Annotated in this window: 29 protein-coding genes; 14 read left to right on the forward strand and 15 right to left on the reverse strand. The window is 64.8% G+C overall.

The window, feature by feature from the left end; genetic code table 11:
- Window positions 1-42 precede the first annotated feature (42 nt).
- From rpoH to IVA88_RS22080, 3 genes are read right to left on the reverse strand one after another with little or no spacing between them, the layout of a single operon-like run.
- A complete protein-coding gene (gene rpoH, locus IVA88_RS22070; RefSeq protein WP_247499273.1) occupies window positions 43-966 on the reverse strand; it encodes an RNA polymerase sigma factor RpoH in 924 nt (307 codons plus the stop codon).
- Window positions 967-1,026: 60 nt separating this feature from the next.
- Window positions 1,027-2,451 carry a HAMP domain-containing histidine kinase gene (locus tag IVA88_RS22075; protein ID WP_247499274.1) on the reverse strand — a complete coding sequence of 475 codons (1,425 nt, stop codon included), beginning with the start codon at window positions 2,449-2,451 and terminating at the stop codon, window positions 1,027-1,029.
- Between the two features lie 9 nt (window positions 2,452-2,460).
- Entirely contained in the window at window positions 2,461-3,141 is a 681-nt protein-coding gene (locus IVA88_RS22080; protein WP_247499275.1) for a response regulator transcription factor, read from the reverse strand.
- A 490-nt stretch (window positions 3,142-3,631) separates the two neighbouring features.
- On the opposite strand from IVA88_RS22080, the gene IVA88_RS22085 reads away from it, so the two are divergent.
- Both IVA88_RS22085 and IVA88_RS22090 read left to right on the forward strand, forming a co-directional pair.
- Window positions 3,632-3,877: a hypothetical protein gene (locus IVA88_RS22085; protein ID WP_247499276.1), complete on the forward strand. Its 246-nt coding sequence runs from the start codon at window positions 3,632-3,634 to the stop codon at window positions 3,875-3,877.
- Between the two features lie 281 nt (window positions 3,878-4,158).
- Window positions 4,159-4,521 (forward strand): hypothetical protein, encoded by a 363-nt coding sequence (locus IVA88_RS22090; protein WP_247499277.1) that lies wholly within the window; start codon window positions 4,159-4,161, stop codon window positions 4,519-4,521.
- 443 nt (window positions 4,522-4,964) lie between these two features.
- Here the strand turns inward: IVA88_RS22090 and IVA88_RS32480 are convergent, their stop codons facing one another.
- Window positions 4,965-5,087 carry a hypothetical protein gene (locus tag IVA88_RS32480; protein ID WP_256466819.1) on the reverse strand — a complete coding sequence of 41 codons (123 nt, stop codon included), beginning with the start codon at window positions 5,085-5,087 and terminating at the stop codon, window positions 4,965-4,967.
- A 901-nt stretch (window positions 5,088-5,988) separates the two neighbouring features.
- Here IVA88_RS32480 and IVA88_RS22095 point away from each other — a divergent pair.
- The 6 genes from IVA88_RS22095 to IVA88_RS22120 all read left to right on the forward strand — a co-directional run bounded on the left by IVA88_RS22095 (window position 5,989) and on the right by IVA88_RS22120 (window position 11,394).
- A complete protein-coding gene (locus tag IVA88_RS22095) occupies window positions 5,989-6,645 on the forward strand; it encodes a hypothetical protein (RefSeq protein ID WP_247499278.1) in 657 nt (218 codons plus the stop codon).
- Between the two features lie 165 nt (window positions 6,646-6,810).
- On the forward strand, window positions 6,811-7,440 hold the full coding sequence (locus tag IVA88_RS22100) for a PilZ domain-containing protein (protein WP_247499279.1): 630 nt from the start codon (window positions 6,811-6,813) through the stop codon (window positions 7,438-7,440).
- Between the two features lie 108 nt (window positions 7,441-7,548).
- Window positions 7,549-7,806, forward strand: a complete 258-nt coding sequence (locus IVA88_RS22105; RefSeq protein ID WP_247499280.1) for a hypothetical protein — start codon at window positions 7,549-7,551, stop codon at window positions 7,804-7,806.
- A 573-nt stretch (window positions 7,807-8,379) separates the two neighbouring features.
- Window positions 8,380-9,420, forward strand: a complete 1,041-nt coding sequence (locus IVA88_RS22110; protein ID WP_247499281.1) for a PrsW family glutamic-type intramembrane protease — start codon at window positions 8,380-8,382, stop codon at window positions 9,418-9,420.
- A gap of 74 nt (window positions 9,421-9,494) precedes the next feature.
- The gene (locus IVA88_RS22115) at window positions 9,495-10,073 is read left to right on the forward strand and encodes an HdeD family acid-resistance protein (protein ID WP_247499282.1); all 579 of its coding nucleotides are present in this window, start codon (window positions 9,495-9,497) and stop codon (window positions 10,071-10,073) included.
- A gap of 235 nt (window positions 10,074-10,308) precedes the next feature.
- A complete protein-coding gene (locus tag IVA88_RS22120) occupies window positions 10,309-11,394 on the forward strand; it encodes a 3-deoxy-7-phosphoheptulonate synthase (protein WP_346657623.1) in 1,086 nt (361 codons plus the stop codon).
- Window positions 11,395-11,448: 54 nt separating this feature from the next.
- On the opposite strand, the gene IVA88_RS22125 is transcribed toward IVA88_RS22120, so the two are convergent.
- Genes IVA88_RS22125 through epmA form a run of 3 tightly spaced genes read right to left on the reverse strand, consistent with a single transcriptional unit; the run spans window position 11,449 to window position 13,903 of the window.
- The gene (locus tag IVA88_RS22125) at window positions 11,449-11,703 is read right to left on the reverse strand and encodes a hypothetical protein (RefSeq protein WP_247499283.1); all 255 of its coding nucleotides are present in this window, start codon (window positions 11,701-11,703) and stop codon (window positions 11,449-11,451) included.
- Window positions 11,704-11,747: 44 nt separating this feature from the next.
- Window positions 11,748-12,842, reverse strand: a complete 1,095-nt coding sequence (locus IVA88_RS22130; protein WP_247499284.1) for a lysine-2,3-aminomutase-like protein — start codon at window positions 12,840-12,842, stop codon at window positions 11,748-11,750.
- A complete protein-coding gene (gene epmA, locus IVA88_RS22135) occupies window positions 12,839-13,903 on the reverse strand; it encodes an EF-P lysine aminoacylase EpmA (protein ID WP_247499285.1) in 1,065 nt (354 codons plus the stop codon). Before epmA ends, IVA88_RS22130 begins: the two co-directional genes overlap by 4 nt.
- A gap of 162 nt (window positions 13,904-14,065) precedes the next feature.
- Between epmA and efp the strand changes: the two genes are divergently transcribed.
- From efp to IVA88_RS22150, 3 genes are all read left to right on the forward strand, one after another.
- Window positions 14,066-14,632: an elongation factor P gene (efp, locus tag IVA88_RS22140; RefSeq protein ID WP_148738367.1), complete on the forward strand. Its 567-nt coding sequence runs from the start codon at window positions 14,066-14,068 to the stop codon at window positions 14,630-14,632.
- Window positions 14,633-14,656: 24 nt separating this feature from the next.
- A complete protein-coding gene (locus IVA88_RS22145) occupies window positions 14,657-16,279 on the forward strand; it encodes a M23 family peptidase (RefSeq protein WP_247499286.1) in 1,623 nt (540 codons plus the stop codon).
- A gap of 82 nt (window positions 16,280-16,361) precedes the next feature.
- Complete coding sequence (locus IVA88_RS22150) at window positions 16,362-17,348, forward strand: DUF808 domain-containing protein (protein WP_247499287.1); 987 nt, start codon at window positions 16,362-16,364, stop codon at window positions 17,346-17,348.
- Window positions 17,349-17,378: 30 nt separating this feature from the next.
- On the opposite strand, the gene IVA88_RS22155 is transcribed toward IVA88_RS22150, so the two are convergent.
- Window positions 17,379-17,882, reverse strand: coding sequence for a cupin domain-containing protein (locus IVA88_RS22155; RefSeq protein ID WP_247500388.1), 504 nt, complete (start codon window positions 17,880-17,882; stop codon window positions 17,379-17,381).
- Entirely contained in the window at window positions 17,882-18,382 is a 501-nt protein-coding gene (locus IVA88_RS22160; protein ID WP_247499288.1) for a carboxymuconolactone decarboxylase family protein, read from the reverse strand. The genes IVA88_RS22155 and IVA88_RS22160 overlap by 1 nt, the downstream gene beginning before the upstream one ends.
- A gap of 54 nt (window positions 18,383-18,436) precedes the next feature.
- Here IVA88_RS22160 and IVA88_RS22165 point away from each other — a divergent pair, with 54 nt between their 5' ends.
- Window positions 18,437-18,961 carry a MarR family transcriptional regulator gene (locus tag IVA88_RS22165; protein ID WP_247499289.1) on the forward strand — a complete coding sequence of 175 codons (525 nt, stop codon included), beginning with the start codon at window positions 18,437-18,439 and terminating at the stop codon, window positions 18,959-18,961.
- Window positions 18,962-18,967: 6 nt separating this feature from the next.
- Here the strand turns inward: IVA88_RS22165 and IVA88_RS22170 are convergent, their stop codons facing one another.
- The 3 genes from IVA88_RS22170 to IVA88_RS22180 all read right to left on the reverse strand — a co-directional run bounded on the left by IVA88_RS22170 (window position 18,968) and on the right by IVA88_RS22180 (window position 19,809).
- A complete protein-coding gene (locus IVA88_RS22170) occupies window positions 18,968-19,153 on the reverse strand; it encodes a hypothetical protein (RefSeq protein WP_247499290.1) in 186 nt (61 codons plus the stop codon).
- A gap of 84 nt (window positions 19,154-19,237) precedes the next feature.
- Window positions 19,238-19,489, reverse strand: coding sequence for a hypothetical protein (locus tag IVA88_RS22175; protein WP_247499291.1), 252 nt, complete (start codon window positions 19,487-19,489; stop codon window positions 19,238-19,240).
- 59 nt (window positions 19,490-19,548) lie between these two features.
- On the reverse strand, window positions 19,549-19,809 hold the full coding sequence (locus IVA88_RS22180) for a hypothetical protein (RefSeq protein ID WP_247499292.1): 261 nt from the start codon (window positions 19,807-19,809) through the stop codon (window positions 19,549-19,551).
- Window positions 19,810-19,944: 135 nt separating this feature from the next.
- On the opposite strand from IVA88_RS22180, the gene IVA88_RS22185 reads away from it, so the two are divergent.
- Window positions 19,945-21,174 carry a lytic murein transglycosylase gene (locus IVA88_RS22185; RefSeq protein WP_247499293.1) on the forward strand — a complete coding sequence of 410 codons (1,230 nt, stop codon included), beginning with the start codon at window positions 19,945-19,947 and terminating at the stop codon, window positions 21,172-21,174.
- An 18-nt stretch (window positions 21,175-21,192) separates the two neighbouring features.
- Here the strand turns inward: IVA88_RS22185 and IVA88_RS22190 are convergent, their stop codons facing one another.
- From IVA88_RS22190 to recJ, 3 genes are all read right to left on the reverse strand, one after another.
- Window positions 21,193-21,990: an aldolase gene (locus IVA88_RS22190; RefSeq protein WP_247499294.1), complete on the reverse strand. Its 798-nt coding sequence runs from the start codon at window positions 21,988-21,990 to the stop codon at window positions 21,193-21,195.
- Between the two features lie 108 nt (window positions 21,991-22,098).
- Window positions 22,099-22,908, reverse strand: coding sequence for a glucose 1-dehydrogenase (locus tag IVA88_RS22195; protein ID WP_247499295.1), 810 nt, complete (start codon window positions 22,906-22,908; stop codon window positions 22,099-22,101).
- 45 nt (window positions 22,909-22,953) lie between these two features.
- Window positions 22,954-24,795, reverse strand: a complete 1,842-nt coding sequence (gene recJ / locus IVA88_RS22200) for a single-stranded-DNA-specific exonuclease RecJ (RefSeq protein WP_247499296.1) — start codon at window positions 24,793-24,795, stop codon at window positions 22,954-22,956.
- Window positions 24,796-25,075: 280 nt separating this feature from the next.
- Between recJ and IVA88_RS22205 the strand changes: the two genes are divergently transcribed.
- Window positions 25,076-26,152 (forward strand): methyl-accepting chemotaxis protein, encoded by a 1,077-nt coding sequence (locus IVA88_RS22205; RefSeq protein WP_247499297.1) that lies wholly within the window; start codon window positions 25,076-25,078, stop codon window positions 26,150-26,152.
- Window positions 26,153-26,423: the final 271 nt, after the last annotated feature.

Below are 26,423 nucleotides of genomic sequence, written 5' to 3' on the forward strand. Positions count from 1 at the left end.
ACAAGTGAGGACGGCCGGAGCGCCGTTCAAATGAAAACGAATTCAGAGGCCACATTTGATGGCGCGTGGCGCATCCTGAGCGGCAAGCATGACGGCCCGCTTGATCTTGGCAAAGGCGCGCATCTCGATCTGCCTGACACGTTCGCTGGATATGGACAATTCGTGGGCCAGCTGATCGAGCGTAACCGGGCATTCCCTCAGCCGCCGCGCCTCGAAGACGTGACGTTCCCGCGCCGCAAGCCCGCCCAACGCAACACGCAAGGCTTTGGCACGATGCACCGTCTGCTCATGATCGACCAGCACCGTCTCTGCGTCGACCGTCCCATCGACCAGCAGGGCTTCAAGCTCGGTTCCGCTGTCCTCGTCGCCGACGCGCGCATTCAGCGACATGTCGCCATGCAGCCGCGCGTCCATCTCGATCACGTCACGCGCCGTCACTTCGAGCTTCGCGGCAATCAATTCGGCGACGTCAGGCGTGAGCCCTGCCATCGCGCTGCCGGTAGCTTTCCTAATCTCGCTGCGGAGTTTGAAAAACAGCTTCTTCTGCGCGGCCGTCGTCCCGATCTTGACGAGGGACCAGGACCGCAAAATGTACTCGTGGATGGCGGCCTTGATCCACCAGATGGCATAAGTCGAAAAGCGTGCGCCGCGGCCGGGCTCGAACCGCGACGCTGCGATCACGAGGCCCAGATTCGCCTCTGAGATCAGATCGACCAGCGGAAGGCCGTATCCCTGGTAGCCGCGCGCCAGCTTGGCCGCGAGCCTGAGATGACTGGTGACGAGCGCGTCCGCCGCGCTCCGGTCCCGCGTCTGCTGCCAGCGACGTGCAAGCTGCTGCTCCTGTCCTGGCTCGAGAAGCTCGTAGCGCCTGATCGCGGCGGAATACGCGGTGAGGAATGGCACCGGCACCGATGCAAGCGACGCTGCGGGGGAATTGTTGCTCGTAACTTCGTGGCTAGTCTGCATCTGTCACTCCCACACTCCGGGCCGGCTGGTCGATCTCGAAAGCATCGCGCGTCATTTGGCTCATCCCACCTCGTCCGCGTCTGCGCGCAGCAATGTCCGCGACCGGCGTGTGGCGGCCCTGCCCGTCCGTCCGGTCCAAGCAAGGATCTCGATCCGCCCTCCGGGCGCCGGACCGATGATCAACCGAAAGCCATGCAGCTTGACGATGGCGGCGACTAGGCTCAGTCCGAGCCCGACGCCCGGCGTGTTGCGCATCTTGTCGGAGCGATAGAACCGCCGCAGCACCGCCTCACGCTCCTGCTCGCTGATGCCGGGGCCGGTGTCGCGTACGCGCACGAGCGCCGTGTCGTCCTCCACCTCCAGAGCGAGCTCCACTCGTCCGCCTGATGGCGTGAACTTGACGGCATTGTCCGCGAGATTGGCGACCGCCTCGAACAGGAGGTCCCGGTCGCCCCACACCTTCACGTCGCGCTCGATAACGACACCGAGGGCGATACGCTTGTCCTCGGCGATGGGTTCGTAAACGTCGCACACCTCCCGCAGGATCTCGTCAAGCGCGACCTCGCCAAAGCCGGCGATGCGGCGGTTGTTCTCGATTTCGGTCAGGCGCAGCAGGGCGGTGACGATCGCGAGCGACTGGTCGATGCCGGCAATGGCCTTGTCGGTAATCTCCTGCAGCTCCTCCAGCGTCTCCGCATGCGTGCGCCCGCGCTCCAGCGCCAGGCGGACGCGCGTGAGCGGAGTCCGGAGGTCATGGGCGATGTCGTTGCCGACGCCGGCGAGCGCGTTGATCATCGTCTCCATCTCGTCGAGCATGCCGTTGACGATCCCGGCCAGCCGAGCGAAGGAATCGTCCGTATTGCCCTCCGGGAGCCGCTCGCGCAGCTCGCCGGCCACGATGCGCTGGACCCGGTGGTTCACCTCCTCCACGCGCCTCTGGGCGCGGAGGCTGAGCCAGGCACCGGCCAGCAGACAGAGGCTGAAGGCCGGCAGCAGGCCGAGGGCCAAGGCCTGCCCCACGACGCTCGATATCTCGCGCGTCTCGTCGACGTTCCGTCCCATCACCAGGACATCGCCGCCATCGAGACGCTTGCCGATCGCCCTGACGACGGGATCGTGGACCGGCAGCTTCTTGATGAGATCGAACCGCACGCCCTGGACCGCGCCGTCGAGCCTGAGTTCGCGCGGGACGCGGTCAATGTTGCCGGCAAGACGGGCGCCCGCGGCGTTGAACAGTCCTGCGTACTGCACGCCCCTGGAATCCTGCTCCAGATGATCTGTGATTGCGCTGACGCGGCGGGCCGGCGGCAGGTCTGCGATGAAGCGCATCTGCATGGTGATCATGCGATCGGATCGCGCGATCAGATAGTCGTCGAGCTTCCAGTAGACGAACGCGAACAGGCCGACCACGAACAGCGCGAAGGCGGCCGCCATGGCCAGGGCCCAGAGGAACGTGCTGGAGCGGATCAACCGGACCTGATGCATCCTGCGCCCCTATTGCCGCGAACGCAGGACGAAGCCGGAGCCTCGGACGTTGTGAATCAACGGCACCTCTCCGGGACCGTCGACCTTGTGCCGCAACCGGCCCATATGCACGTCGATCAGGTTCGTCGTCGCCGGAACGAACTTGTAGTTCCAGACCTCCTCGAGCAGCATCGCACGCGTCAGCAGTTGCTCGTTCCGGCGCATCATGTATTCGAGCAAGCGAAATTCGCGCGGCAACAGGTCGAGTTCGCGTTCGCCGCGTCGCGCGGTCCGCTCGATCAGGTCGAGCTCAAGCGGTCCGACATGGAGGATGGTTTCGCGGCTGTCGATCGGACGGCGCAGCAACGCCTCTATGCGCGCGACCAGCTCGATGATAGCAAACGGCTTTGTGAGATAATCATCTCCGCCCATGCGCAGTCCGCGCACCCGGTCGTCCACCGCGCCGAGCGCGCTCAGGACCAGCACGGGGGTCCTGACTTGATCCTTGCGAAGCGCCTCGATGACGGTCAGCCCGTCCATTCCCGGCAGCATGCGATCGACGATCATGGCATCGGGGCTCGACGCGCGGGCGCGGTCGAGGCCGTCGACGCCGTTGGCGGACCATTGCACCTCGAAACCACGATCGGCAAGTTCGGCAACAATCGCCTCGGCGGTCTCGGCGTCGTCCTCGATCAACAGAATCCGGTTCATGATCCTCGCCCCACGTCCCGCGCTGCGTTTCGGCGCGCGATGGGGAAGCGTGGGTTCGGCGACGCGCGGGCTCATGTCCAATGCCCGCGCTCGTTGAACGTGCGGCACCGACGCCGCCTGATGCCGGCCACTCCCCGCGGTACGGGATAGGCTTGCGGCGCACGGGGCGCCATTGAATTGCAGTTCATGATGTGGCTTGCGCGCCTAACGAGCAGCGCCAGTGCAAGAGCGACCGTTGTTGCCGTTGTCGTGATCATCTTCCGGACTCCGCTCCGAACTGCGCTGCATCGAACATATTTGTTCAACGCGCTCGCTGTCGTCCCACCGGCCACGGATGTTATGGATTCGCACGATCGTGGTTGGGACGCTGCATCGGCTCACAGGCTGTTGAATTACGGTGAGCAAATCGTGCGTTTGAATCACGCCCGATCGCGCACACCTCGATGACCAGCCGGCCTGGTCGGCTTGATGTCATCAAAGGAGAGAGCGAATGACTACGTCCAAACTTTTGTCGATGGGACTGATTGCGGCCGCCGTGCTCGGCGGGCCCGTCATGGCTCGCGAGCATCATGCCCCAACGCGGCAGCCCGCAGTGGAGGTCGATACGATCCCAACGAGTGGGCCCGTTTATCAGGGCGAGCGCGCCTGCATTCCGGCGCCGCGCGTCGGCGCCTTCGCCACCGCGCCGTGGACCGGCAACAACGTGCCGTGCGAGCCCGGCACGGGCAGCTTCTAATCGCGCCAGCGCGTCCGGCCGAATGACTTCGCCGGCCGCCGCACCTCGCACGATAGAGAGCGGGCTGATCCATTCAGCCCGCTCCCTTTGCGCGTGCCGGCACCGCGCGGCGGAATCACCTTGGTGCGCCGCGCCTCTGATGTCTGACGCAGAATTCAGTTGGATTGCCGCGCAGCGCTCTTACCTCCGTTGCATCACACGTCCAGCCATGAGTGGCCTCGCGCGCACGGTGCGGCAGCGGGCTTCAGGGATGACCGGGCTTAACTCGAGAGGAGTTTCCCATGAAACGAGCCATCATGATTTTGGCAACAGCAGCGCTTGCCTCGACGCTCGCCATCGGCGCGGCCAACGCGCACGGCGGCGGAGGCGGCCACGGCGGCTTTGGCGGTGGCGGCTTCGGCGGCGGACATGCGGGCTTTGGCGGCGGCGCGCATTTCGGCGGCGCGGGGCATGAGGGCGGATTGGTGGCGGTGCCCGGTTCGGAGGCGAGCATCTCGGCCTCGACGGCCATGCCGCAACCGGCGGCCTCCGCCAGCACGCGTTTCACCGCTATGATCGCTACCGGCCCGGATATGGATTCTACGGCGCCTATCCGGATTGCTACGATTGGTACGAGTTGCACCCCGGCCGGCCGTTGCCGCTGAGCTGCAGCTAGATCCGCGCGCACAGCGCCGATCGGTTCGGATCGCACAGCGTTACGGTCCGGGCCGATCGAGCTGCGCAGTTCGTAGCGTGGCTGTCGGCACGGGATGTGCCCGCAGACCACAATCGCCGCTCCAGCCTGCAGCCCCGGCTGTAGCAGCCAGGCCAGCAGACACGGGCTGGAGGCCGCTGCGGCGATGAGAAAGTCATGTCACCCGCTGGTGAGACGGTGGACGCCGGAAGAGCACGCACGCCTGTTGGCCATGGCGGCAGCGGGCAGTCGACCGAATGAGATCGCCCACGCGCTGGGCAGGACAGAACCGGCCGTGCGAGTCCGCGTACATCGACACAACACACCATTACGGCAGGTGACGCAGAAGCGACGCAGCTAAGGCGAACAGTCGGCGGCGTCCCAAGCCAGTCGAACCAATCGGAACAGGTCGTCTTATTCCTGCGCTCGCCTCTTGAACCGCCTGCGATCCAGTGCCCTGCGGGTCTCGAACAGGGCGACAATCGATCCGATGATCGTCAGCCCGATGGCCGCCATGACGAGGATGATCGCAAGCACGACTCGCTCCCGCAGTTGAGTTGGTCCTACATACCAAAGTGGACAATTGTTCTAAAGGCCCAACGTGCCGGCCCCCAACAACGGCGCCGCCCTCATCCCGCCAGCAGGAGGACAGCCGCTATCGTGTGCTCGCTGCCCGGCGTGACATTGGCGCCGCGCAGGTCACATGCTTTGCAGACAAACCGGGGTTCGAGATCGGAGAGCCGGACGTGGTCCGGCCACTGGTCCACCACCTTCGGCGAGAGGGACAAGTGGTGGCTGCACCTGTAATCTTGGCAGAAGACAATGAGACCGCGAACGCCAGTGGAGCGCATCTCGCCAGCGTGATCTTGACGGGGCGAGCATCAGGCAGGTTGCGGTTTTCGAGGCGGACAGGTTTGCGCATGTCGCGATCAATTCCGCGCAGTTCCTACTGGGCACTCATCGATCTGTAGAGGGTGGGAACGGCGCCGTGCTACTCCTAATCCTGGGTGTGGACAATCGCGTGATAGGGGCGGCCAACCGAGCGGGCCTCAGGGGAGCTAGAATATGCCGAACTGGCTTGTTCCACTGGTCTGTCTAGTCGCCCTCGTCGGGTTCATTTGCTTTGCATTTCGTCAGGGCACGAAGGTCAAGTCGGATAGGACCGACAATGGCGGCAGCGATCTGCCCGGCATTGGCGGCTCCGGCTAGAGACTCCTCTGCCTAAGCAGTCAGCCGATGGTCCATCTCGTCTTACGTCCAGCGCTTCGCATGACCCTCGAAGCGTAAGTCGTTGAAAATCAACGATCGATTCAGTGCACGACGGCGCTAGGGAGCGCCATTATCCGCCATCGGATGACGCGACGAAATCCGCCGCACCCATGAACCTCCCTGCCCCTCGGCTCCGACCAATGTCCTGTTGGAACCGGATGCAAACCCCATGGCGCAGCGTAGATCTCCGTCGGACGACCAGGCCGGCATTGCCTCGCCGGCGCCGCCGCCATGGATGCAGCGTACGACAGCTTACGCGCCGGAGCGGCGGGCCAGAATGCTGGAGCACATGGCGCGCGCCAGATCGTTGCCTCGGGCCACGGCTGCGCCGGGGGCGTCGCCTCTGGCCGGCAAGAATATCCTCGCTGACGCCTGCGGCTACGCTGTTTTGTTCGGTATCGTTGCGCTGCTGTTTCAATCGCGCGTTCCTCTCTATCTCGGCGCCTTCCTCTTCTTCACCGATGGCGAGCGCATCGAACTCGGGCTTGCCAAGATCGGCATCCGTCTCGAGGCGGGCACGATCGGGCCCGACATCATCAAGGGCTTCGCATCGCTGTTCGGATGGTTCGCGCTGCTGGCGTCGTTGAAAGCGTCCGTCCCCGCGTGGCTCGCGGCATGGCTGCTGCCGGACGCATCCTGGTCCTTCATCGCCGGTATCGCTCTTCTGCTCGCCATCGTCGAAGCATTCGCAACGCGCGCGATGCGGCGTGCACTGCCATGGTTCGGATTTCAGAGCAGGCCGGACGGCCTGGCCTGCGCGACGATCAAGCTCGTCTTGGCCCGTGGCGTGCTGGCTCTGTTAGCTCTACTGGTGCAGCTCGGATGACGCGATCGTGAGATCACGGTCCTTACAATCGCGGCGCTATGCCGCCCGCCCCGACCCGCGCGTTAACCGGAAATTTACCCTTGCTCGTGAGTGCCGGTATCATTTGCTTAGAATTTGATCGCTACCGTGGAATTACGGAAATACTCCGAAACACGATTGGCGCCCATGTCCGTCGCAGACTTCCTCAGGCAGCGTGCAGTGCAAGTCACCGTGAGTGGCAGCTACTCGCTGCCGCGCTGGTACGACTGCGAGGGCAAGCTGCGTAGCTTCGCCTGCCGCACCAGCCGCGTCTCGCCATTTCGCATGATGGTCGACGTGCCGGTGGTCGGCAAGGTCGGCGAGCGCGTGACCTCCTACTTCCAGGATTTTGGCGAATTCCAGTGCACCATCAGCGCGACGCTGAAATCGGGCTTCCTGATGGAGCTCGACATGACCCGGGCCCGGCGCGCCTGGATGTCGGAAAAGCTGACCTGGCTCGAGAAGAAGCAAAAAGACGCCAGCGTCCAGGAGCTGCGGAATGACGCGCGTTTCGTTCCGCAGGTCGCGCACACCTTCCTGACGCTCGCGGACGGCAGCACCCATGCCTGCTTCATTATCGACGTCTCCACGGCCGGAGTCGCGATCTCCTGCGAATACGACCCGCCACTGGGAACCGCGCTCGCGGTCGGCGCCTGCGTCGGGCGCGTGATCCGCAAGTTCGAACACGGCTTTGCCGTCAAATTCGCCGAAAAGCAGTCGCGGGACGACCTCGTTCGGCTGATTGTCCGTACGCCCCTGCTGCTGCAATCGGCCTGATCCTCCGCCCTATCGCAGCCCCATTCCGGGATCAGCTTTTACAGGTCCGCGCCTCGGGCCGGACGTCTTTTGCAGACTTGATTTACGGACTTGCGATCGGGGGACCGAATGGCAGTCGACAAGATCAAAGTGGACAAGATCACCTGGGACAGGGTCGGCCGGGTCACCGAGCCCGGACGCTACATGTACACGTTCGGCTGGCTCACCATCACCGCCGGCGATCTCGATATCTGGAAGCAATACCCGCAGGCCGCGTTCACGCTGATGGCGCAGCATTCCGAGCCAGACGAGACCATCGGCGAGGAATTCCATCTAGGCGCCTTCGACATTGCGCCCGACGCACCGCCACCCTTCACCACGCATTGAGGCAGTCGAAGCGGGCTTGGGATCGGCAGCCCTGCAGATGGCGCAGGCAGCGCAAGGGAACGCGTGGCAGGGGCGTTGCTTTATCATTGCCATGACTCAGATCCCTGCCGTCGACCAGGCCTTCCTGCTGTTGCTCATCGTGCTCTGTCTTGGCACGTGCCTCATTCGCGCCTTCTGGGAGCTGGAGCAGGTAAGGACGCGCCGGATCGCGTCACCCTCCCGCGCAACGAAGCGTGACTAGGCCGGCCCGCCCGGCCGTGCGTTGGCCGGACGAGGTAATCCCGGCTCTGGACTTGCCGCGGCGACGCGTGCATCGTGAATCGAAGAAACCTGCACATTGCCTTGATCTGACTTACCAATCGCGATCCGATGACGGGCGCGCGACTGTTGCCATGGATGACGAAGTGGTTCTGTCATGCAATTGATTGCGCTCGGTTATTCTACACCGCGCGTCGGAGGTCCTGATGAACGCCGGCTGTCGCGCTTGTTAAGGGACGCGACAGCAAGCGCATGACACAAGGTCGCATCGGTGACTGTAGATAAGCGGATCAAGGGAACCTATTTTCGGCGCCGATGTACCTGATTGAAGCGTTACCCACCGTCATCGGAACGGCCGCGATCGCCCCGGCGCTCCTGATGTTGTGGCTTGTCATTGCCGCCGAGGAACGCCCGGGACCGCCGGCCCAGGTCTGGACCGCGTTCCTGCTGGGCGCGGCCAGCATTTCGCTGCTGGGCCTCGCCCGCGCCCCTTTCGCCAAGATGATCGCAGCCCCGGACAACCCGTGGGCGGCGCTGGCCATGCATTCGATCTTCGGCGTCGCGCTGCCGGAGGAAGCGGTCAAGGTGATCGCCATCGTGCTGGTTGCCTCGACCAAGCGGCGGACCTTCGCCAATCCGATGGACACCGTGGTCTATGGCGCCGCGGTCGGCCTGGGCTTCGCCGCCTACGAGAACCTCGCCTATCTCGTCCAGCATGCCGAGATGTGGCGCTCGCTGGCCGCCTTGCGCAGCGTGCTGACCGTGCCGTTCCACGGCGCACTCGGCATCATCGCCGGCGCCTATCTGACCATCGCGCGCGCCGGCACGGCGCTGGGTGCGAACCGCCATCACCGCGACTGGGCCCGTCTCTCCAGCCGCCTGCTGATCTTCGCAGGCCCGCTCGCCCTGCATTCGGCCTTCGACTTCCCCCTGCTCACGCTCCAGCGCATGCCGGATCTCGACCCGACGCTGCGGATGTGGTTGGGCGGCGCGAGCCTGCTGATCGGCTTCAGCTCGATCGCCTTCGCCATCCGCCTGGTGCGGCGCGTCGCGCGCCATCACGCCCCCCGGACCGACGTCGCGCGCGAGCGCCTCAGCCAGCTCCGCCGGATGTGGGCGCTGCTGCTCGCAGGCGGCGGCGTCGGCTTTCTCGGTCTTGCCTTCGTGCTGACCTCGATCCATCACTGGCTCATCAACCCAGAACGCAATCTGACGCTGGCCCTGATCCCGATCGGCCTCGTCTCGATCCTGCTCGGCCTCGCACTTCTGATCGTCACGACCGCGATCTATGTTCTCGGCCGCAACCGCATCCGCACCAGCGGCGACGGTTTTTCGTCGGCGCACGGCGGCGGCTGAACCGCGGGATGGCAAGCGCGGTGTGCACGTACTAGATTAGATCGAGCGCACACCTTTCGATCCGGAGTCTGCCCATGACATCGCCTGAGGATTTTTCCCGGCTGCAATCCGCCATGAGCCAGACGGTCAAGGCGCATTGGAAGGCTTTCCTGTTCGAAGGCATCCTGCTTGTGGTGCTGGGCCTTGCCGCACTGATCCTGCCGCCGCTCGCAAGCCTTGCGATTGCGATCTTCCTCGGCTGGATGTTCCTGATCAGCGGCATCGGCGGATTGATCGCCACCTATTGGGCACGCAGCACGCCGGGCTTCTGGTGGTCGCTGATCTCGGCCGCGCTCGCCGTGCTCGCCGGCATGCTGCTGCTGGCGCGGCCGATCCAGGCCGTGCTGACGCTGACCATCGTGCTTGGCGCCTATTTTCTTGCCGAGGGCGTCGCCACCATCATGTACGCGCTGGAGCACCGCCGCGAGCCCGGCGGCCGCTGGTCGTGGCTCCTGATCTCGGGCCTCGTCGACATCGCGATCTCGTTCATGGTGATCACGGGATTGCCGAGCTCGGCGGAATGGGCGATCGGCATCCTCGTCGGCATCAACCTGCTGTTCGGCGGCGCCACGCTGATCGGCATGGCGCTGGCGGCGCGCAAAAGCAACAGTTGAGGCGCCCGGTGGCCCTCACGTGGCTTTGGGGGGTGACAACCCGCCGATCCCGCGCTATATGACTGACCATGATCAACGTCGCCACCAGCTTTTATTGGTATTTTAGCTACGACAGCTCGCTGGCGGTGGGAGGATCACGCTCAATCTGACAAATTGCAGCATCTAGTCCGAACAGCCGCCAGACCTGGCGGCTTTTTTATTGGCCGGCAGGTTCTCAAAATGACAGGAGCCCGCCGTGCTGAGCACGACCGACGATCTTCGTATCCGCGAACTGAAAGAGCTGAGCACGCCGGAAGAGGTGATGCGGGAAGTCCCGCGCACGCTCACCGCGACGCGCGTGGTGATGGCGGCACGCAACGCCATCCATGCGATCCTCAACGGGCAGGACGACCGGCTTCTGGTCGTGGTCGGCCCCTGCTCGGTGCATGATCCCAGGGCCGCGCTCGAATACGCCGAGCGCCTTGCGAGCTTGCGTGAAGACCTTGCCGACCAGCTCGAGATCGTGATGCGGGTCTATTTCGAGAAGCCGCGCACCACCGTCGGCTGGAAGGGCCTGATCAACGATCCTGATCTGGACGGCAGCTTCGACATTAACAGGGGTCTGCGGCTGGCGCGCAACGTGCTCTCGGCGGTGAACAATCTCGGCCTGCCCGCCGGCACCGAATTTCTCGACATGACGACGCCGCAATACATTGCGGACCTGGTGTCCTGGGCCGCGATCGGCGCGCGCACGACCGAAAGCCAGATTCATCGCGAGCTGGCCTCGGGGCTGTCCTGCCCGGTCGGGTTCAAGAACGGCACCGACGGCAATGTGCGCATCGCGGCGGACGCGGTGAAGTCGGCCTCGCATCCGCATCATTTCATGGCGGTGACCAAGCTCGGCCGCTCGGCGATCGCCTCGACCGCGGGCAACGAGGATTGTCACATCATTCTGCGCGGCGGCAGCACGCCGAACTACGATGGGGCAAGCGTCGCGGCGGCCTGCAACGACCTGGCGAAGTCCGGCGTCGCACCGCTGGTGATGGTCGATGCGAGCCACGCCAATTCGAGCAAGAAGCCGGAAAACCAGCCGCTTGTGACGGCCGACATCGCCGGGCAGATTTCCGGCGGCGAGAGCCGGATCATGGGGGTGATGATCGAGAGCAATCTCGTCGCCGGGCGCCAGGACGTGGTGGCGGGCAAACCGCTCGCCTATGGCCAGAGCATCACGGACGGATGCATCGACTGGGCGACCACGGCAACCGTGCTCAAGCAGCTTGCTGACGCGGTCGAGATCCGGCGCAACACCAAGCGCGCAGGGCGGCACGAGCGCTCCGCCTGACCGAACGATTGCGGGCGGGGTGAGGCTGTCGCACCCTGCCCGCTGCTCCGGCGCCTAGCAGCCGCGGCAGATGCTCTTGATCTTCTTGTCGAGCGCCTGATTTTCCTTGCTGAGGGGATCGTTCGGGTCGCTCAGGTTCTTCTCGCTGGGCACATCGGCGGCGCGCGGCTGGCGATGGCCCACGGGTGCCAACGGCGTGGATCCAGAGGTCGCGCCCCCCGATGTCGATCCCTTGGGGCTGCCGGTCTGCGCTACCGCCGCGCCGCCGAGCAAGACCACGAGCGATACTGCCACCATGATCTTCTTCATGTCTCTCCCTCCATTCCTCGAGCCAGCGTCCCCATCGCGACCGCTCAGGTCTCGGGCGGATAGAGGTGAACGTCGCCGCAATAATCCACAATACGATAGCGCGTTTCCGATGCCGCATCACCCGCATCAGGTGCGGTATTTTGCACCGGCGACACGTAATTCGGCCCCACCGGCGACTTGCCGGCGCCGCCGGGAATGTCGATGACATAGTCAGGCTGACACAGTCCTGACACCCGTCCGCGCAACTGCCGCATCAACTCCTGCCCCTCGGCGAGCGTCGTTCGCAGATGCGCCGTACCCGGCGCGAGATCGCCGTGATGCAGATAATAGGGCTTGATCCGGCATTCGACGAAAGCTCGCATCAAATCCGACAGAGCCGTCCCATTGTCATTGACGCCGCGCAAAAGCACGGACTGGCTCACCATGGGAATTCCGGCATCGACCAGCCGCGCGCAGGCGGCGCGTGCCGGGCCCGTCAGTTCGCGCGCATGGTTGGCATGCAGCGCCACCCAGGTGGTCGCGCCCTCGACTTTCAGCCCCGCAACCATCTCGTCGCTGATGCGCGCGGGCTCGGCCACCGGCACGCGCGAGTGAAGGCGGATGATCTTGACGTGATCGATGCCGGCAAGATCGGCCATGATCTCGCTCATCCGCCGCGGCGACAACATCAGGGGATCGCCGCCGGTCAGGATCACCTCCCAGATCTCCCTGTGCGAGCGGATGTAGTCGACCGCCGCGCGATAAGCGCCGTCCGAGAGCGCGTTCTCCTTGCCGGGTCCGACCATCTCGCGGCGGAAGCAGAAGCGGCAATAGACCGCGCAGACGTGAACGAGCTTGAACAGCACGCGGTCGGGATAGCGATGCACGATCGCGGGAACCGGCGAGTGCGGGTGATCACCGATCGGATCGGCGTTCTCGCCCGGCTGCATCTCCAGCTCCGCGGCCGTCGGAACGAATTGACGCGCGATCGGATCGTCGGGATCGGATTTGTCGATCAGTTCGACCAGCGCCGGCGTAATCGCAACCGCGTAGCGTGCGGCCACACGTTCGAGTGCGGGTAGCGCTTCGGCAGTTACAAGCTGCTCGGCGACAAGTTCGGCCGGCTCGCGCAAAGTGCGTGCAAGATTGCTCTTCGTCATGTCTCACTTAACGTTTCATTTGCAGGCGGCGTCCAGACCACCTGATCAATTCGCGATGCGCCGCTCGCCAGCATCACCAGCCGGTCGAAGCCGAGCGCGACGCCGCTCGCCTCCGGCATTTCGGCGACAGCGGCCAGAAAATCCTCGTCCAGCGGATAGGCCTCGCCGTAGCGGCGCTGCTTTTCCGCCATGGACTCCGTGAAGCGCTTGCGCTGCTCCTCTGCGTCGGTCAGTTCGCCAAAGCCGTTGGCGAGTTCGACCCCGCAGGCATAGACCTCGAACCGCTCGGCAACGCGGGAATCGCCGGCCTTCACGCGCGCCAGTGCCGCTTCTGGAGATGGGTATTCGCACAGAATGGTCAAACGCCCCTGCCCCAGATGCGGCTCGACATGCTCGACCAGGACCTTGCTGAAGAGGTCGGACCAGGTGTCGTCCTCGGCCACGCGGACCTTGCCGGCAGCAGCCCGCGCGAGCGCGGCGCGGTCGCCCTCGCTGCCGGAAATGGTCGCAAGCAGGTCGATCCCCGCGAACTGCTCGAAGGCGCCGGCGACCGTCAAAAGCTCCGGCTCGGCGAAAGGATCGGCGGTCCAGCCGCGGAACGCGAAGGTGCCGATACCGGTGGCCTGCGCCGCACGGGCGACGAGGACGACGCAGTCGGCCATGATGGCGTCATAGGGGGCGTCTGCCCGATACCATTCCAGCATGGTGAATTCGGGCAAATGCAGGTCGCCCCGTTCGCGGTCCCGGAACACCCGGGCGAACTCGAAAATCCGCCTCTCGCCGGCCGCCAGCAGCTTCTTGCAGGCGAATTCCGGCGAGGTCCGCAAATATCGGCTCACACGGCTACCGTCGGGCCGCATGATCTCCGTCCTGGGGGCGTGCAGGTGGGTCTCGTTGCCCGGGGAGACCTGGAGAACGGAGGTTTCGACCTCGACGAAGGCCTGCTCCGCGAAAAATCCCCGTAGAGCCCCGGTGATGGCTCCCCTGGCCTGAAGGAACGGCCGGCGGTCGAGATGCCGCGAGGGAGACCAGAACGGCGACATCGGCTTGTCCCCAGCCATCAGCCGGCCGTCCCGCAGGCCAGCAAAATGCTGGCATCCAACGGCAAAACCAGTATGTTGCGGCCCGAAACGGGTGCCGTGGTCTGATTTGGGGCCCCAGGTCCCCCATCAATTTGACCACGTCCTGGCCTGAGCCGGGCCAAGCAAGCAGGAAATACAGCTTTGAGAGTCATCGCCAGTTCTATTCGCAAGGGCAACGTGATCGAGCAAGACGGCAAGCTATATGTCGTCGTGACCGCCGAGAACATCCATCCCGGCAAGGGCACCCCGGTCAGCCAGATCGAAATGCGCCGAATCTCGGACGGGGTAAAGATCTCCGAGCGCTACAAGACCACCGACCAGGTCGAGAAGGCCACGATCGAAGAGCGCAACTACACCTTCCTGTATGAAGATGGCGACGGCTACCACTTCATGAACCCGGAGACCTATGACCAGGTCCAGGTGTCCAAGGACGTTATCGGCGACTCGGCGGCCTATCTTCAGGAGGGCATGACCGTCAAGCTGTCGCTGCACGGCGCCAACCCGGTGTCGATCGCCCTGCCGCAGCGCGTGACGCTGGAAGTGGTCGAGACCGAGCCCGTGACCAAGGGCCAGACCGCCTCCTCTTCCTACAAGCCCGCCGTGCTCTCGAACGGCGTGCGCACGACGGTGCCGCCGCATATTGCAGTCGGTACCCGCATCGTCGTGATGACCGAGGACGGCTCCTACTCCGAGCGCGCCAAGGACTGACGGGGACCAGAGCGAACACAACAGGTGCCGCCGGGGGGCGAGACAGTGGTTGGGAAGGGTTTCCGCTTCGTCTCGCGGCTTCTGGCGTCGCTTTCGCTCCTCATTGCCTCTCCGCTGGCTGCGGATGAATTCCGCAGTCCCTCGCTCACGGCCCTGCGCGTCGATTGGCGCGCGGCGCTCGACCAGCTCCGCACCGAAATCAACGCCCATCCCCGGGCTGCCGAGGATTTCATCTTCGCACCCCGTCGTTCGGTGCCGCGCTACGATCCGCGCGCGATGCCGGCGCTGGTGCAACTCAACGCGATCTCCTCGCAATTCTTCCCCGGCATCGCGCGCAGTTCCGTGCCCGTGCTGCTGCCGTTCGACCCCGCCGCCTATTTCGAAGCACAGCGCAATGGCGCGCCGGGAGCACTCGCGCTGGCGCGTTACCAGGCTGACTTCAATTCCGTCGATGTGTTCGATGTCGGCCCCGCCGGCTACAGCGCGACCTTCTCGTTCGAGCCCGGCGCCGGCGACGGCATGCCGAGCCGGGTGTTCGCAAGGCCGGTCGAGGTGCAGATCACGGGTTCGGCGCTTGTCTACGACATTGCCGATCCCTCGGGCGGCAAGGGCGAGCCGGTCAAACCGCTCGCAGCGCTTTACCCGGACCTGCGCAAATTCATCCGGGAAGGCTATGTGCGCTACGCTTTCGCCCGTTTCGGCGTCGCCTATGTGGTGTCGATCCAATGCCTCGACAGCGTCGCCAAGCCGCGGCGGCTTGCCTGCAAGGAGGCCTATCCGGTCGCCGAGCGTTTTCTGAAGGCGCTGCGCGTGGCCGGCGGCCAGCGCCTGCGGCCGCTGACGGACATCGCTTCCAGCATTCTCGATCGTCCCGCAGCCCGTTCGACAGATTTCAGTTACCGGCCGAGCGGGGACCTCATCCCGAACACCGGCTATCGCAATAAGAGCGGCCATCCCGACGTGATGGCCTATGCACAGATCCGCTTCCCCCTTGAGAAGGCGCCGGCGTTCGTACGTTCGCAATCCTATGCCAGGCGCGACAAGATCGAGAGCACGACCGCCCATCCCTGGCGCGACAATTTCTGCGAATCCCGCAGTTTCGAGGTCTGGCAATGCGGCGGCGGCTACGGCCACCAGGGCGAGGACATCCGCGCGGCCGAGTGCCCACCCTCCGGAGACGGCCGCGAAGCCTGCAATCCCAAGCAGCGCGGCGTTGTCGCCGTGCGCGATGCGAGAGTCATACGCGGCTCCAAGGACCAGGCCGTGACCCTTCAAGTCAACAGCCGGACCGAGCACATCCGCTTCCGCTACATGCATATGAATCCGCAGGCGATGAACGCCGACGGCCTACTCCATGGCCGCATCGTATCGGAGGGCGAGAAGATCGGCGTGGTCTCGAACTATCTCGACCATCCCGCCGGCACCTCGATGCACCTGCATTTCGACGTGCAAGTGTTTACCCACGACGGCTGGATCTGGGTCAGTCCTTACGTCACGCTGGTCGCCTCCTACGAACGCCTGATCCGCGCCCGCGGCCGCGAGGTCGGCCCGGAGATCGCGGGCACGCCGCAGCCGGTCGCACATGCGCTGCCGGAGGATGTGCTCAAGCCCGACCAACGCGAGGGATCGGGCCGCGACGAGAATTGACGGTTTGCTCGCTCCAATGCCGGGCCGTGCAAAAGATGTTCTCGCACGCACCGCCAGCTCAAAGGCATAGGGAACAGGATTGATGAGTGTCGGGCTGATTGGTCTTCTCGACGATATAGCGGCGATTGCAAAAGTGGCAGCAGCCTCGCTCGACGATGTCGCGAGCCAGACTGCCAAAGCGGGAGCAAAGGCGGCTGGCGTGGTCATCGATGATGCAGCCGTCACCCCGAACTACGTGATCGGCTTTGCCTCGAAACGCGAACTGCCGATCGTGGGCAAGATTGCGGTTGGGTCGCTGCGCAATAAATTGCTGATCCTGCTGCCCATTGCCCTGTTGCTTGGTTATTTCCTTCCCGCCGCGGTCACGCCGCTGCTCATGCTGGGCGGAGCCTTTCTCTGCTACGAGGGCGCCGAGAAGGTGCTCGAAGCTGCGATGCCGCATCATGCGCGCCACCACGAAGCTCAGCTTCAGCCGCTTGCGTTGAATGGGCCGTCGATTGAGGACGAGAAGGTCGCGAGCGCCATCAAGACGGATTTCATCCTGTCGGCGGAGATCATGGCGATCACGCTGGCGGCCATCCCGGCAGGCAGCATCTGGACGCAGGCGCTCGTGCTGGCGCTCGTCGCCATTTTCATCACAATTGGTGTCTACGGGGTGGTCGCCATGATCGTGAAGGCGGACGATGTTGGCGTGGCCCTTGCGCGGTATGACGGCCCCTCGGTCATTGGCGGCGCAATCCGATTGCTTGGACGTGCGCTCGTCCGCGGCATGCCTGCCTTTCTGGCAGTGCTGAGCACCATCGGCACCGCCGCGATGATCTGGGTCGGCGGCGGCATCATCCTGCACGGCATCGAACGATACGGCCCATCGGGGGTCGGCCAAACGGTCCATGCCGCGACCGAGGCTGCCGCGCACCTCCTTCCCTCCATTGCCGGCATCGTCGAATGGTCGGTCGAGGCAGCCATCTCAGGTGTCATTGGGCTCCTTGTCGGCGCGGTTGCGATACCGGCCGTCGCATACGGTCTTTCACCGCTATGGAAACGGTTTAAGCGGTCGCTGCCGACCTGAACAACGGCGATTTCGGATTGCGAGTCCCGGCTACTCCAACAACGTCGTCAACTGCGCGCCTTCGTCCGCCACGAACACCGCGATCAATTCCGCCGGCTCCGTGGTGCTGGCATTGGCCGAGACCAGATGCGTCGAGCCGGGCGGCTCGAAGAAGGATTGGCCGACGCCGAACGTCTCGACCGGGCCGCCGCCGAGCTGGGAGCGGATCTCGCCCTTGGTGATGTAGGCGGTAACGGATCCTGCGTGACGATGCGGCCGTGAGAACCCGCCGGGCCCGTAGAACACGCGCACGATGGTGACGCGCTTGCCCGGCACGTTCGGCAGCGCGTAGGAGCCAATCGGTTCGACCTTGTCGAGGGGCGAGCTTTCGGCGGCAGTGGCGCAAAGCGGCGAGAGTGCACCGGATATGGTGTCCATCGTCACCGGCAACGCCTTGCCGATCGCAAGCGCGCAGGCAAACCCGCCGGCGACGGCGATCGCCATCGAACGCGAGGGCATCGGGCGTTGGGTGGTGGGAAAACTCATTCCTGTCATCATGATCTCCTTCCTTGCAATCTGGATGCCGCCGCATTCGCTGCGACCGGCCGGCTCGCCGGTGTCCAGCGAAACGCCGCACCAAAACGGTTCCAGACGTTGATCGAGGCGACCGCGGAGGTCAGGTAGGTCAGCTCCGTCTCGGAGAATTCACGGCTCGCCTCGGAATAGACATCCTCGCTGACGCCGGCCGGCAGCAACGTCAGCGCTTCCGCCCAGGCCAGCGCGGCACGTTCACGCGCGGAGAAGATCGGCGCCTCGCGCCAGACCGCGACCAAATGGAGCTTGTCCACGGGGACGCCGATCCGCTCCGAAAGCAGGACGTGATGCTGCACGCAAAAGGCGCAGCCGTTGATCTGCGAGGCCCGGAGCTTGACCAGTTCGAGAAGCTGCTTGTCGAGGCCGGCCTTGGCCGCCACCCCGCCGAGCGCCAGCACCAGCTCATACGCATCGGGTGCGATCTTCTTGAAATCCCCGTATTCGCTGCGGGCGTGTGACATTGCCGTTCACCTCGTGGCATTGTAAGAGTCCTTATACAGTATAAGAGCCCTTACATGTCGCGCAAGCCGGCTGATATCACGAGATCGCAACCGCGGCGGAAGGTGCCCACGGCTGCCCCGGCGATCCGCGTGCCAGCTCCAGGAGAAGGCAAGCGCGGCGAGCAGGGCTATCTCGGCTATCTGCTGCGGCAGGCCCACGCCGCAGTCCGTCTGACGATGGAGCGGTCGCTGGCCGATCTCGGTGTCACCTCACCGCAATTCGCGGTGCTGACCATGCTCAATGCCTATCCGGGCCTCTCGGGCGCCGACGTTGCCCGCCTCACCTTTCTGACGCCCCAGACCGTCGGCGTCATCATCCGCAATCTCGAACGTGACGGTGCGATTCTGATGACACCCCATCCCGTCCACGGCCGCATCCAGCAATGGACGCTGACACCGCGCGGCGCGACGCTGTTGAAAGCGTGCCGGGAAAGGGTGATTGCGTTGGAGAAGCGCCTTGCCGCCGGGCTGGATGCCAAGGCCGAAGCAAGCATTCGCCGCTGGCTCGCGAACGTCGCGATGGAGTTGCAGGAGGACTAGGCGACTCTAGTCGCCGCTTCCCCCGTCTCCGCCACCGTCACACCCGCCGACATCCGAGAAATCGCCACCGGAGTCACCGCCACCCTGAATGCCGCGGCCAAAGTTCTCGGCAATGATCATCAGGATCACGAGGAACAGTCCGGCGCCGAACGGCCAGGGGTTGGCACGCATAATGTCGAACAGCTCCCGCATGCGCGCATCATACGCAGACGGAAGCGAACCGACCGTAAAACGTCACGCTTAAAAATGGGGGTATGCGGCCTGGCGTGACGCGCCCTAGCCGCCCTTCAACACTTTCTTAACCTCGCCGTCCGGCCAGGTCTCGCTTGCGGCAAGCACGCGCACCCGGCTTCCGTCGGTCGCGTTCACCAGCACATGCGAACTCACCCGGTCGCCGCTCGGCTCCAGGTGAAGATCAGTCTCGGGCTTCCAGCTCAGCGTCGTCGCGAGATCGCCGGGAAAGATCTGCCATTGCGATCCGTCGTCCAGCTCGACGACATGGCTTTCGGCGTGTGCACGTATCTTCATTCCACCCCAAAGTCTTCCCGAAAAAGCGGGCCCCGGCGATCGGCCGGGACCCAACTCCGTCAGTCGTTGTCGTGATGAATCACGGTCTTGCTGCGATTGCCGAATTCATCTTCCTTCTTGATCACCGTGGTGCGGTCGGCGGGCTCGCGCTCCTTGATCACGGTGGTGCGGTCGCGATCGCGGTCCCGCTCACGATATTCGTGAGACTGTCCGACCGTCACGCCGCCATCGACCGGACCGACGTGAACGCCGACTTCATCGGCAAACGCAGGCGCGGCGACGGCGGTGACCATGGCGGCGGCAAACAGATATTTCCTCATCTTCTCCTCCTCCAACGTGGTGCTGGGGGAATGCGGGAGTGCGACAGTTTGTTCCGGGGAACGCAGGCACGTGGTCTATCCCTCCAGTTCCAGGAACCGGGTCACAGCCGCCATGTTTCCCGCTAGAATGGGTCCATGAAACACGCTGATTCCATAGCCTCTCGCAGCCGCCGCGCTTTGCTTCGATCCACGCTCGGCGCAGCCGCACTCCTCGCATTTCCAACGCGCGTCCTGGCCGCCCCTCCGGGCTTTGAGGAATGGCGCGAGGGCTTTCGCGCACGTGCCATGGCGAAAGGCATTTCGGCCGCGACCTGGCAGCGCGCGATGGCGCGGGTCGAGCCCGACATGAGCGTGTTCAAGCAGATGCGCAACCAGCCTGAATTTCATGAGCAGCTCTGGCAATACATCAACCGCCGCGTCTCCGACTGGCGCATCATCAACGGCAAGCTCGCGCTGAAGAACAACGAGGCGCTGCTCGCGCGCATCGAGCGCGAGTTCGGCGTCGAGCGCGGCACGCTGCTGGCGCTGTGGGGCGTCGAGTCCGCCTATGGCGATCCGCTGGTGCAGCAGAACCACATGACGCCGGTGTTTCCCTCGCTCGCCGCGCTCGCCTGGAACGAGCCGCGCCGAAAGGCCTATTGGGAGACCGAGCTGATCAACGCGCTGCGCATCGTCGACAAGGGCTGGAGCACGCCGGAGCAGATGCAGGGATCCTGGGCCGGCGCGATGGGGCATTCGCAATGGATGCCGGAAGTCTGGCTCAATGTCGGCATCGACTATGATGGCGACGGCAAGGTGTCGCCGTTCGGCAAGCCCGACGACGCGCTGGGCTCGACCGCAAAATATCTGGTCAACCGCGGCAAATGGCACCGCGGCGAGCATTGGGGTTACGAGGTGCGCGCGCCCAGTGAGATGGGCGGAAGCCGCACCTATGCGGCATGGCAGGCAGCCGGCGTCACCCGCGCCGATGGCCAGCCGTTTCCGCAAGCCTCCGCATCCGCGCAGATGTGGACGCCGGTTGCGGGCGGGCCGACCTTTCTGCTGGGACCGAATTTCAACGCGGTGAAGAGCTACAATCCCTCGATGAACTATGCGCTGGCGATCTGCCATCTCGGCGACCGCTGCCTCGGCGCGCCGCCCTTCATCCAGCCCTTCCCGGGTTCGGAGCGCGCGCTGACGCTCGCCGAGGTGCAGGAAATGCAGACGCGGTTGACCAAGGCCGGTTTCGACACCGGCGGCACCGACGGCCGCGTCGGCAACGACACCATGAAGGCGGTCAAGGATTTTCAGCAGCGCGCGGGAATTGCGCCTGCGGACGGCTATGGCGGATTGAAGGTGCTGGCGAAGCTGCGCCAGGGATCGTAGCAAGGATCGTCGGCAGGCTCAGTGCCTATACTGCGGCTCCTCAGCATCGAGCTGGCGACGGATCGCCGCAAGATGCAGCCGGGCCGATTCGGAATCGCCCTCGCGCATCTGCCTGTAGGTTTCGGCGGCGATCGCGTGGTCGACCGGCAGCACCTGTCGCCCCGTCGACATCGCCAGCACCTGCACCTCGGCGGCTCGTTCGAGATAGTAGAGATCGTCCCAAGCCTCGGCGATGGTCGGTGCCAGCACCATCACGCCGTGATGCTTCATGAAGATGATGTCGGCATCGCCGACGGCCGAGGCGATGCGCGCGCCTTCGCGGTTGTCGAGCGCGAGGCCGTTGTAGTCGCGGTCCACGGCCGTGCGACCGTAGAATTTCAGCGCGGTCTGGCCGGCCCAGATCAGCGGATCGCCCTCCGTCATCGACAGCGCCGTGGCGTAGGGCATGTGGGTGTGGAAGGCGACCTTGGCGCGCGGCAGACGCTTGTGCATCTCGGCATGGATGTAGAACGCGGTTGCCTCGGGCACGCCCTCGCCGTCGAGCACGTTGCCATGGAAGTCGCAGATCAGCAGTTTTGACGCGGTCAACTCGCGGAAGGCGTAGCCGTAGGGATTGACCAGGAAGAGATCGTCATGGCCCGGCACCACGGCCGAGAAGTGGTTGCAGATGCCCTCCTCAAAGCCGTTGCGCGCGGCCATGCGGAAACAGGCAGCGAGGTCCTCGCGCGCACTCCGGATCGTGTCGGTGGCGAGGTCAGGCCGGTTCGAGCGGAACGGCGCTGGCGCGGATGACGAAGAGTGAAGGCTATGCGCCATGGCGTAAGGACACCTCTGTCGGTCGGGATCTGCCTGCGTTGTACGGGGGCTGCGCCTGCGCGTCAGCCCCTGCGGGCGCCACCCTGCCCTTCGCAGCCCGCGCGCGGCTTATTGCCGCCGCGGCACGCCACCGGCGTTCATGCCGCCGTCGATGACGAGTTCGCTGCCCGTGACGTAGCGCGAGGCATCGGAGGCCAGATACAGCACGCCGGAGGCAATCTCGGCGGCCTGGCCGGCGCGGCCGAGCGGCGTGACGACGCGCGCGCGCTCCTCCGGATCGATCGGCGCATTGCCCTGGTTTCCGGTCGCCCCGGTCGGGATCTTGCCCCAGATCGGTGTGTCGATGATGCCAGGATGGACGGAGTTGACACGGATGCCGTCGCCGGCTGCCGCACACTCCATCGCGATCGATTTTGCGAACAGCCGCACGCCGCCCTTCGTCGCCGAATAGGCCGACAGCCCGGGCGAGCCGCGCAGGCCCGCGAGCGAGGACATCATAATGATCGAGCCGCCGCCGGTCTTGCGCATCAAGGGCAGGCAATGCTTGACCGAGAGAAAGACGCCGTCGAGGTTGATCGCGTTCTGCTTGCGCCAGTCGCTGAGCGTCATGTCGACGATCGAGGGCACGGCAATGCCGATGCCGGCGTTGGAGACGAGAATATCGAGCCGGCCGAAGCGCTCCGCGACCTCGGCGACGATCTCGATCCAGCGCTCTTCGCTGGTGACGTCCTGCTCCAGGAAAATCGCCTTGCCGCCGGCCTTGGTGATGCGATTGGCGAGCTCGGGGCCTCTCAGCTCGTCGATATCGGTGGCAATGACGGTGGCGCCCTCGCGCACGAATAGCTCGACGATGGCCTCGCCAATTCCGGAGGCACCGCCGGTCACCAGCGCGACCTTGCCCTCAACCTGCCCTGCCATCTTCACTCCCTTTTTTATTGTTTGCTTTTTAGTTGTTTGCCGGACCTATCTAATCATGGATGGTCCCTTGTCGGGTAGCGCGACGTCGGTGACACGGAATTGCACACGCTCGGCGCCCTGGTAGCGATCGACCGATAATGATCCCGCGACATGCAATTGCTGGCCGCGATTGGCAACAAGCGCGTTGCCGAGCTTTTGTCCGACCGAACGGAACGCGATGCCGTTGACGATGGCGCCGTCGCCCGACTTGAAGCGTAGCCTCAGATGCGCCTGTCCGACCTCGTCGGCATAGACGAGCTGGTGCGCCGGCAGCGCCAGCACGACTTCCGGATTGCCGCTGCCGAATGGACCTGCGCGGTTGAGCGTTGTTGCAAGCTCCGTCGTCACGGCACGCGCGGAGACCGCGCCGTCGATATAGAGCTCGTTGACGTGGCGGGCCTCGGCAACATCGCGCGCCAGCGCATTCTCGAGGTAGGCGCGAAACTCGGCGAGCTTTTCCTTCCGCAGCGTCACGCCCGCAGCCATCGCGTGGCCGCCGCCCTTGAGCAGAATGCCGTCGGCGACCGCCTGCCGCACCGCCTTGCCGAGATCGACGCCGGCAATCGAGCGGCCGGAGCCGGTGCCGATGCCGCCGGGCTCCAGCGCGATCGCGAAGGCGGGCCGCGAGAACTTCTCCTTCAACCGGGACGCAACGAGACCGACCACGCCGGGATGCCAGCCTTCGGAGGCCGTCACGATCACGCCGATCTTGTCCTCGAAGCCGATCGAGGCCAGCGCCTCGGCTTCGGCCTGCGCTTCGGCGGCCTGCTCGATGACACGGCGCTCGCTGTTGAGGCGGTCGAGCTCGGCCGCGACCCGCGCGGCCTCGACGCTGTCACCCTCCAGGAGCAGCCGCACGCCCAGATCGGCGCGGCCGATGCGGCCGCCAGCGTTGATGCGCGGTCCCAGCATGAAGCCGAGATGCCAGGCATCCGGCGGGCCGTTGAGCCGCGCCACGTCCATCAGCGCGGTGTGGCCGACATGGTCGCGCCGCCGCATCGCGATCAGGCCCTTGGCGACGAAGGCGCGGTTGAGACCGATCAGCGGCGCGACATCGGCAACCGTGCCGAGCGCGACGTGATGCAGCATGCCGAGCAGATCGGGCTCGGGCATCTCCGCATTCCAGAACCCGCGCTGGCGCAATTCACGATTGACCGCGACCAGCGTCACCAGCACGAGCCCAACGGCGGCGAGATAGCCTAAGCCGGAGAGATCGTCGAGCCGGTTCGGATTGACCAGCGCGTCGACCTCCGGCAGCTCCGTGCCGGCCTGATGGTGGTCGATCACGACCACGGACATGCCGAGACGCTTTGCTTCGGCGAGCGGCTCGATGCTGGTGGTGCCGCAATCGACGGTGACGAGCAGCGTGGCGCCCTTGGCGGCCAGCGCACGCACGGCTTCCGTGTTGGGCCCGTAGCCCTCAAAGATGCGGTCGGGAATGTGGATCAGCGGATCGAGCCCGCAATGGCGCAGATGCCAGGCCAGCAGCGCCGCCGAAGTCGCGCCGTCAACATCGTAATCGCCGAAGATCGCGACCTTCTCGCCGTTCGCTGCGGCATCCGCGATCCGCTTCGCGGCGGCCTCCATCTCCGTCACCGTGAACGGGTCCGGCAGAAGCTTGCGGATGGTTGGATCGAGGAAATCCGCGACAGCATCGATGTCGACACCGCGCCCCGCCAGCACCCGCGCCAGCAGCTCAGGCAATTGGTGCCGCTGCACGATGGCAAGCGCCTTCGCCGCCCCGCGCGCGTCCAGCCGGTCGCGCCAGAGCTTGTCGGTGAGCGAACGTGCCACTCCCAGGAACGCCTGGGGCGCTTCGACGGGCAAGGCGGTGGCGGGCGGCGTCATGAACAGCGGTTGGTTTGAGGAACCTGGGAGCCGGAGGTAGCGCATACGCCCGGCCGGCGGGACGATTGGCCCGGAATCCTCCGGGATTTGCAATGTCTGCGCCGCACAAAGCAGTGGATTGCCGATTCGCTACGCGGACTGACTATCATTTGAGCATTCCGCAAAACAGCAAATTAAGCAGGCGTTAGGCGGAATCTTCGAAAAAGACTCGTATTCGATCTGTCAGTGATTGTTCCGGGTTCGTTGCAGATCAGACCTCATTGCCAAGGGAAGTCCCCCGATGTCCGCTGCGCTGGGTCTCAAGGCCAAGCCGACCGCAACAGAACCCGCCGATGATGATTCCGACATCTCCGCGCTGATCAACCGCCTCACGGCGGAGGTCAACCAAATCGCCGTGGACAAGACCAAGTCGATCCAGCAGATCACCAACCAGATGAAGATGCTGGCGCTGAATGCGCTGATCGAAAGCTCGCGCGCCGGCGCGCAGGGCGCGGGCTTCGCGGTGGTGGCGCAGGAGGTGCGCGGCGTCGGGCAGCAGGTCGAGACCATCGCCCGCGAGCTCGAAAGCCAGCTGACGAAACGGACCGGCGATCTCGTCGCCTCGATCAACCGGATGAGCCAGCGCTCGCGCGGCGAGCGCATGGTCGATTTGTCGCTCAACGCCGTTGAGCTGATCGACCGCAACCTTTATGAACGGACCTGCGATGTGCGCTGGTGGGCGACCGACTCCGCCGTGGTTGATTGCGCGGCCTCGCCAAGCGCCGCGGCCGTTTCCCACGCCTCGCAGCGTCTCGGCGTGATCCTGGGGGCTTACACCGTCTATCTCGACCTCTGGCTCTGCGACCTCGACGGCAACGTCATCGCCAACGGCCGCGCCGACCGCTTTCGCGCCGTTGGCCAGAACGTCGCCCACACCAAATGGTTTCGCGAGGCCAAGACCCTGCGCTCCGGCGATGACTATGTCGCCGGCGACGTCGAGAACCAGCCGCTGCTCGGCAATGCGCAGGTCGCGACCTATTGCGCCAGCGTCCGCGCCGGCGGCCAGGCCAACGGCGCGCCGCTCGGCGTGCTCGCCATCCATTTCGACTGGGAGGCGCAGGCCCGCGCCATCGTGCAAGGCGTGCGCGTCGGCGACAGCGACAAGGCGCGCGTGCTGCTGGTGGATTCCAATCTTCGCGTCATCGCCGCTTCCGATGGACAAGGTATCCTCAGCGAACGCATCTCGCTGTCGCTCAATGGCCAGCGTTCCGGCTTCTACCAGGATCGCACGGGCACGCTGGTCGCGTTCCATGCGACGCCCGGTTACGAGACCTATCGCGGGCTCGGCTGGTACGGCGTGATCGTCTGCGGCGCGTAGAACCGCACGTTCAACCAAAAAGGTGAAAAACAACCCCATGCACAGTAGCGATGGGGTTGAAGACACAGCGTTTTTTTTTGCGCAAGCGATTGTTTGACTCGTCGGGCAAAACACCGGCATTCTGTCATCATCGCAGAGACCATCAGGCCCAGCCATTGGCGCTCGCCTGAGCGCCGACTGCCTTCCTCCCGCAAATCGAAATGCGAAGCACAATTCGCAGCGCGCAGGCATCCGCTCGATGTGCGGACTGACCCCTGACTCATTGCCGACG

The sequence above is a fragment of the Bradyrhizobium sp. 149 genome, assembly GCF_023073915.1.
GTDB lineage: Bacteria > Pseudomonadota > Alphaproteobacteria > Rhizobiales > Xanthobacteraceae > Bradyrhizobium.

What these genes read in the sequence shown, in the direction of transcription:
- IVA88_RS22190 (WP_247499294.1), bottom strand. Translation starts at nt 21,990, where the DNA reads ATGGCGCATAGCCTTCACTCTTCGTCATCCGCGCCAGCGCCGTTCCGC.
- IVA88_RS22100 (WP_247499279.1), top strand. Translation starts at nt 6,811, where the DNA reads ATGTCCGTCGCAGACTTCCTCAGGCAGCGTGCAGTGCAAGTCACCGTG.
- IVA88_RS22195 (WP_247499295.1), bottom strand. Translation starts at nt 22,908, where the DNA reads ATGGCAGGGCAGGTTGAGGGCAAGGTCGCGCTGGTGACCGGCGGTGCC.
- IVA88_RS22180 (WP_247499292.1), bottom strand. Translation starts at nt 19,809, where the DNA reads ATGAGGAAATATCTGTTTGCCGCCGCCATGGTCACCGCCGTCGCCGCG.
- IVA88_RS22150 (WP_247499287.1), top strand. Translation starts at nt 16,362, where the DNA reads ATGAGTGTCGGGCTGATTGGTCTTCTCGACGATATAGCGGCGATTGCA.
- IVA88_RS22170 (WP_247499290.1), bottom strand. Translation starts at nt 19,153, where the DNA reads ATGCGGGAGCTGTTCGACATTATGCGTGCCAACCCCTGGCCGTTCGGC.
- IVA88_RS22105 (WP_247499280.1), top strand. Translation starts at nt 7,549, where the DNA reads ATGGCAGTCGACAAGATCAAAGTGGACAAGATCACCTGGGACAGGGTC.
- recJ (WP_247499296.1), bottom strand. Translation starts at nt 24,795, where the DNA reads ATGACGCCGCCCGCCACCGCCTTGCCCGTCGAAGCGCCCCAGGCGTTC.
- IVA88_RS22155 (WP_247500388.1), bottom strand. Translation starts at nt 17,882, where the DNA reads ATGACAGGAATGAGTTTTCCCACCACCCAACGCCCGATGCCCTCGCGT.
- IVA88_RS22095 (WP_247499278.1), top strand. Translation starts at nt 5,989, where the DNA reads ATGGCGCAGCGTAGATCTCCGTCGGACGACCAGGCCGGCATTGCCTCG.
- rpoH (WP_247499273.1), bottom strand. Translation starts at nt 966, where the DNA reads ATGCAGACTAGCCACGAAGTTACGAGCAACAATTCCCCCGCAGCGTCG.
- IVA88_RS22110 (WP_247499281.1), top strand. Translation starts at nt 8,380, where the DNA reads ATGTACCTGATTGAAGCGTTACCCACCGTCATCGGAACGGCCGCGATC.
- IVA88_RS22085 (WP_247499276.1), top strand. Translation starts at nt 3,632, where the DNA reads ATGACTACGTCCAAACTTTTGTCGATGGGACTGATTGCGGCCGCCGTG.
- IVA88_RS22160 (WP_247499288.1), bottom strand. Translation starts at nt 18,382, where the DNA reads ATGTCACACGCCCGCAGCGAATACGGGGATTTCAAGAAGATCGCACCC.
- IVA88_RS22075 (WP_247499274.1), bottom strand. Translation starts at nt 2,451, where the DNA reads ATGCATCAGGTCCGGTTGATCCGCTCCAGCACGTTCCTCTGGGCCCTG.
- IVA88_RS22205 (WP_247499297.1), top strand. Translation starts at nt 25,076, where the DNA reads ATGTCCGCTGCGCTGGGTCTCAAGGCCAAGCCGACCGCAACAGAACCC.
- epmA (WP_247499285.1), bottom strand. Translation starts at nt 13,903, where the DNA reads ATGGCTGGGGACAAGCCGATGTCGCCGTTCTGGTCTCCCTCGCGGCAT.
- IVA88_RS22130 (WP_247499284.1), bottom strand. Translation starts at nt 12,842, where the DNA reads ATGACGAAGAGCAATCTTGCACGCACTTTGCGCGAGCCGGCCGAACTT.
- IVA88_RS22165 (WP_247499289.1), top strand. Translation starts at nt 18,437, where the DNA reads ATGTCGCGCAAGCCGGCTGATATCACGAGATCGCAACCGCGGCGGAAG.
- IVA88_RS22125 (WP_247499283.1), bottom strand. Translation starts at nt 11,703, where the DNA reads ATGAAGAAGATCATGGTGGCAGTATCGCTCGTGGTCTTGCTCGGCGGC.
- IVA88_RS22090 (WP_247499277.1), top strand. Translation starts at nt 4,159, where the DNA reads ATGAAACGAGCCATCATGATTTTGGCAACAGCAGCGCTTGCCTCGACG.
- IVA88_RS22080 (WP_247499275.1), bottom strand. Translation starts at nt 3,141, where the DNA reads ATGAACCGGATTCTGTTGATCGAGGACGACGCCGAGACCGCCGAGGCG.
- IVA88_RS22115 (WP_247499282.1), top strand. Translation starts at nt 9,495, where the DNA reads ATGACATCGCCTGAGGATTTTTCCCGGCTGCAATCCGCCATGAGCCAG.
- IVA88_RS22175 (WP_247499291.1), bottom strand. Translation starts at nt 19,489, where the DNA reads ATGAAGATACGTGCACACGCCGAAAGCCATGTCGTCGAGCTGGACGAC.
- IVA88_RS22185 (WP_247499293.1), top strand. Translation starts at nt 19,945, where the DNA reads ATGAAACACGCTGATTCCATAGCCTCTCGCAGCCGCCGCGCTTTGCTT.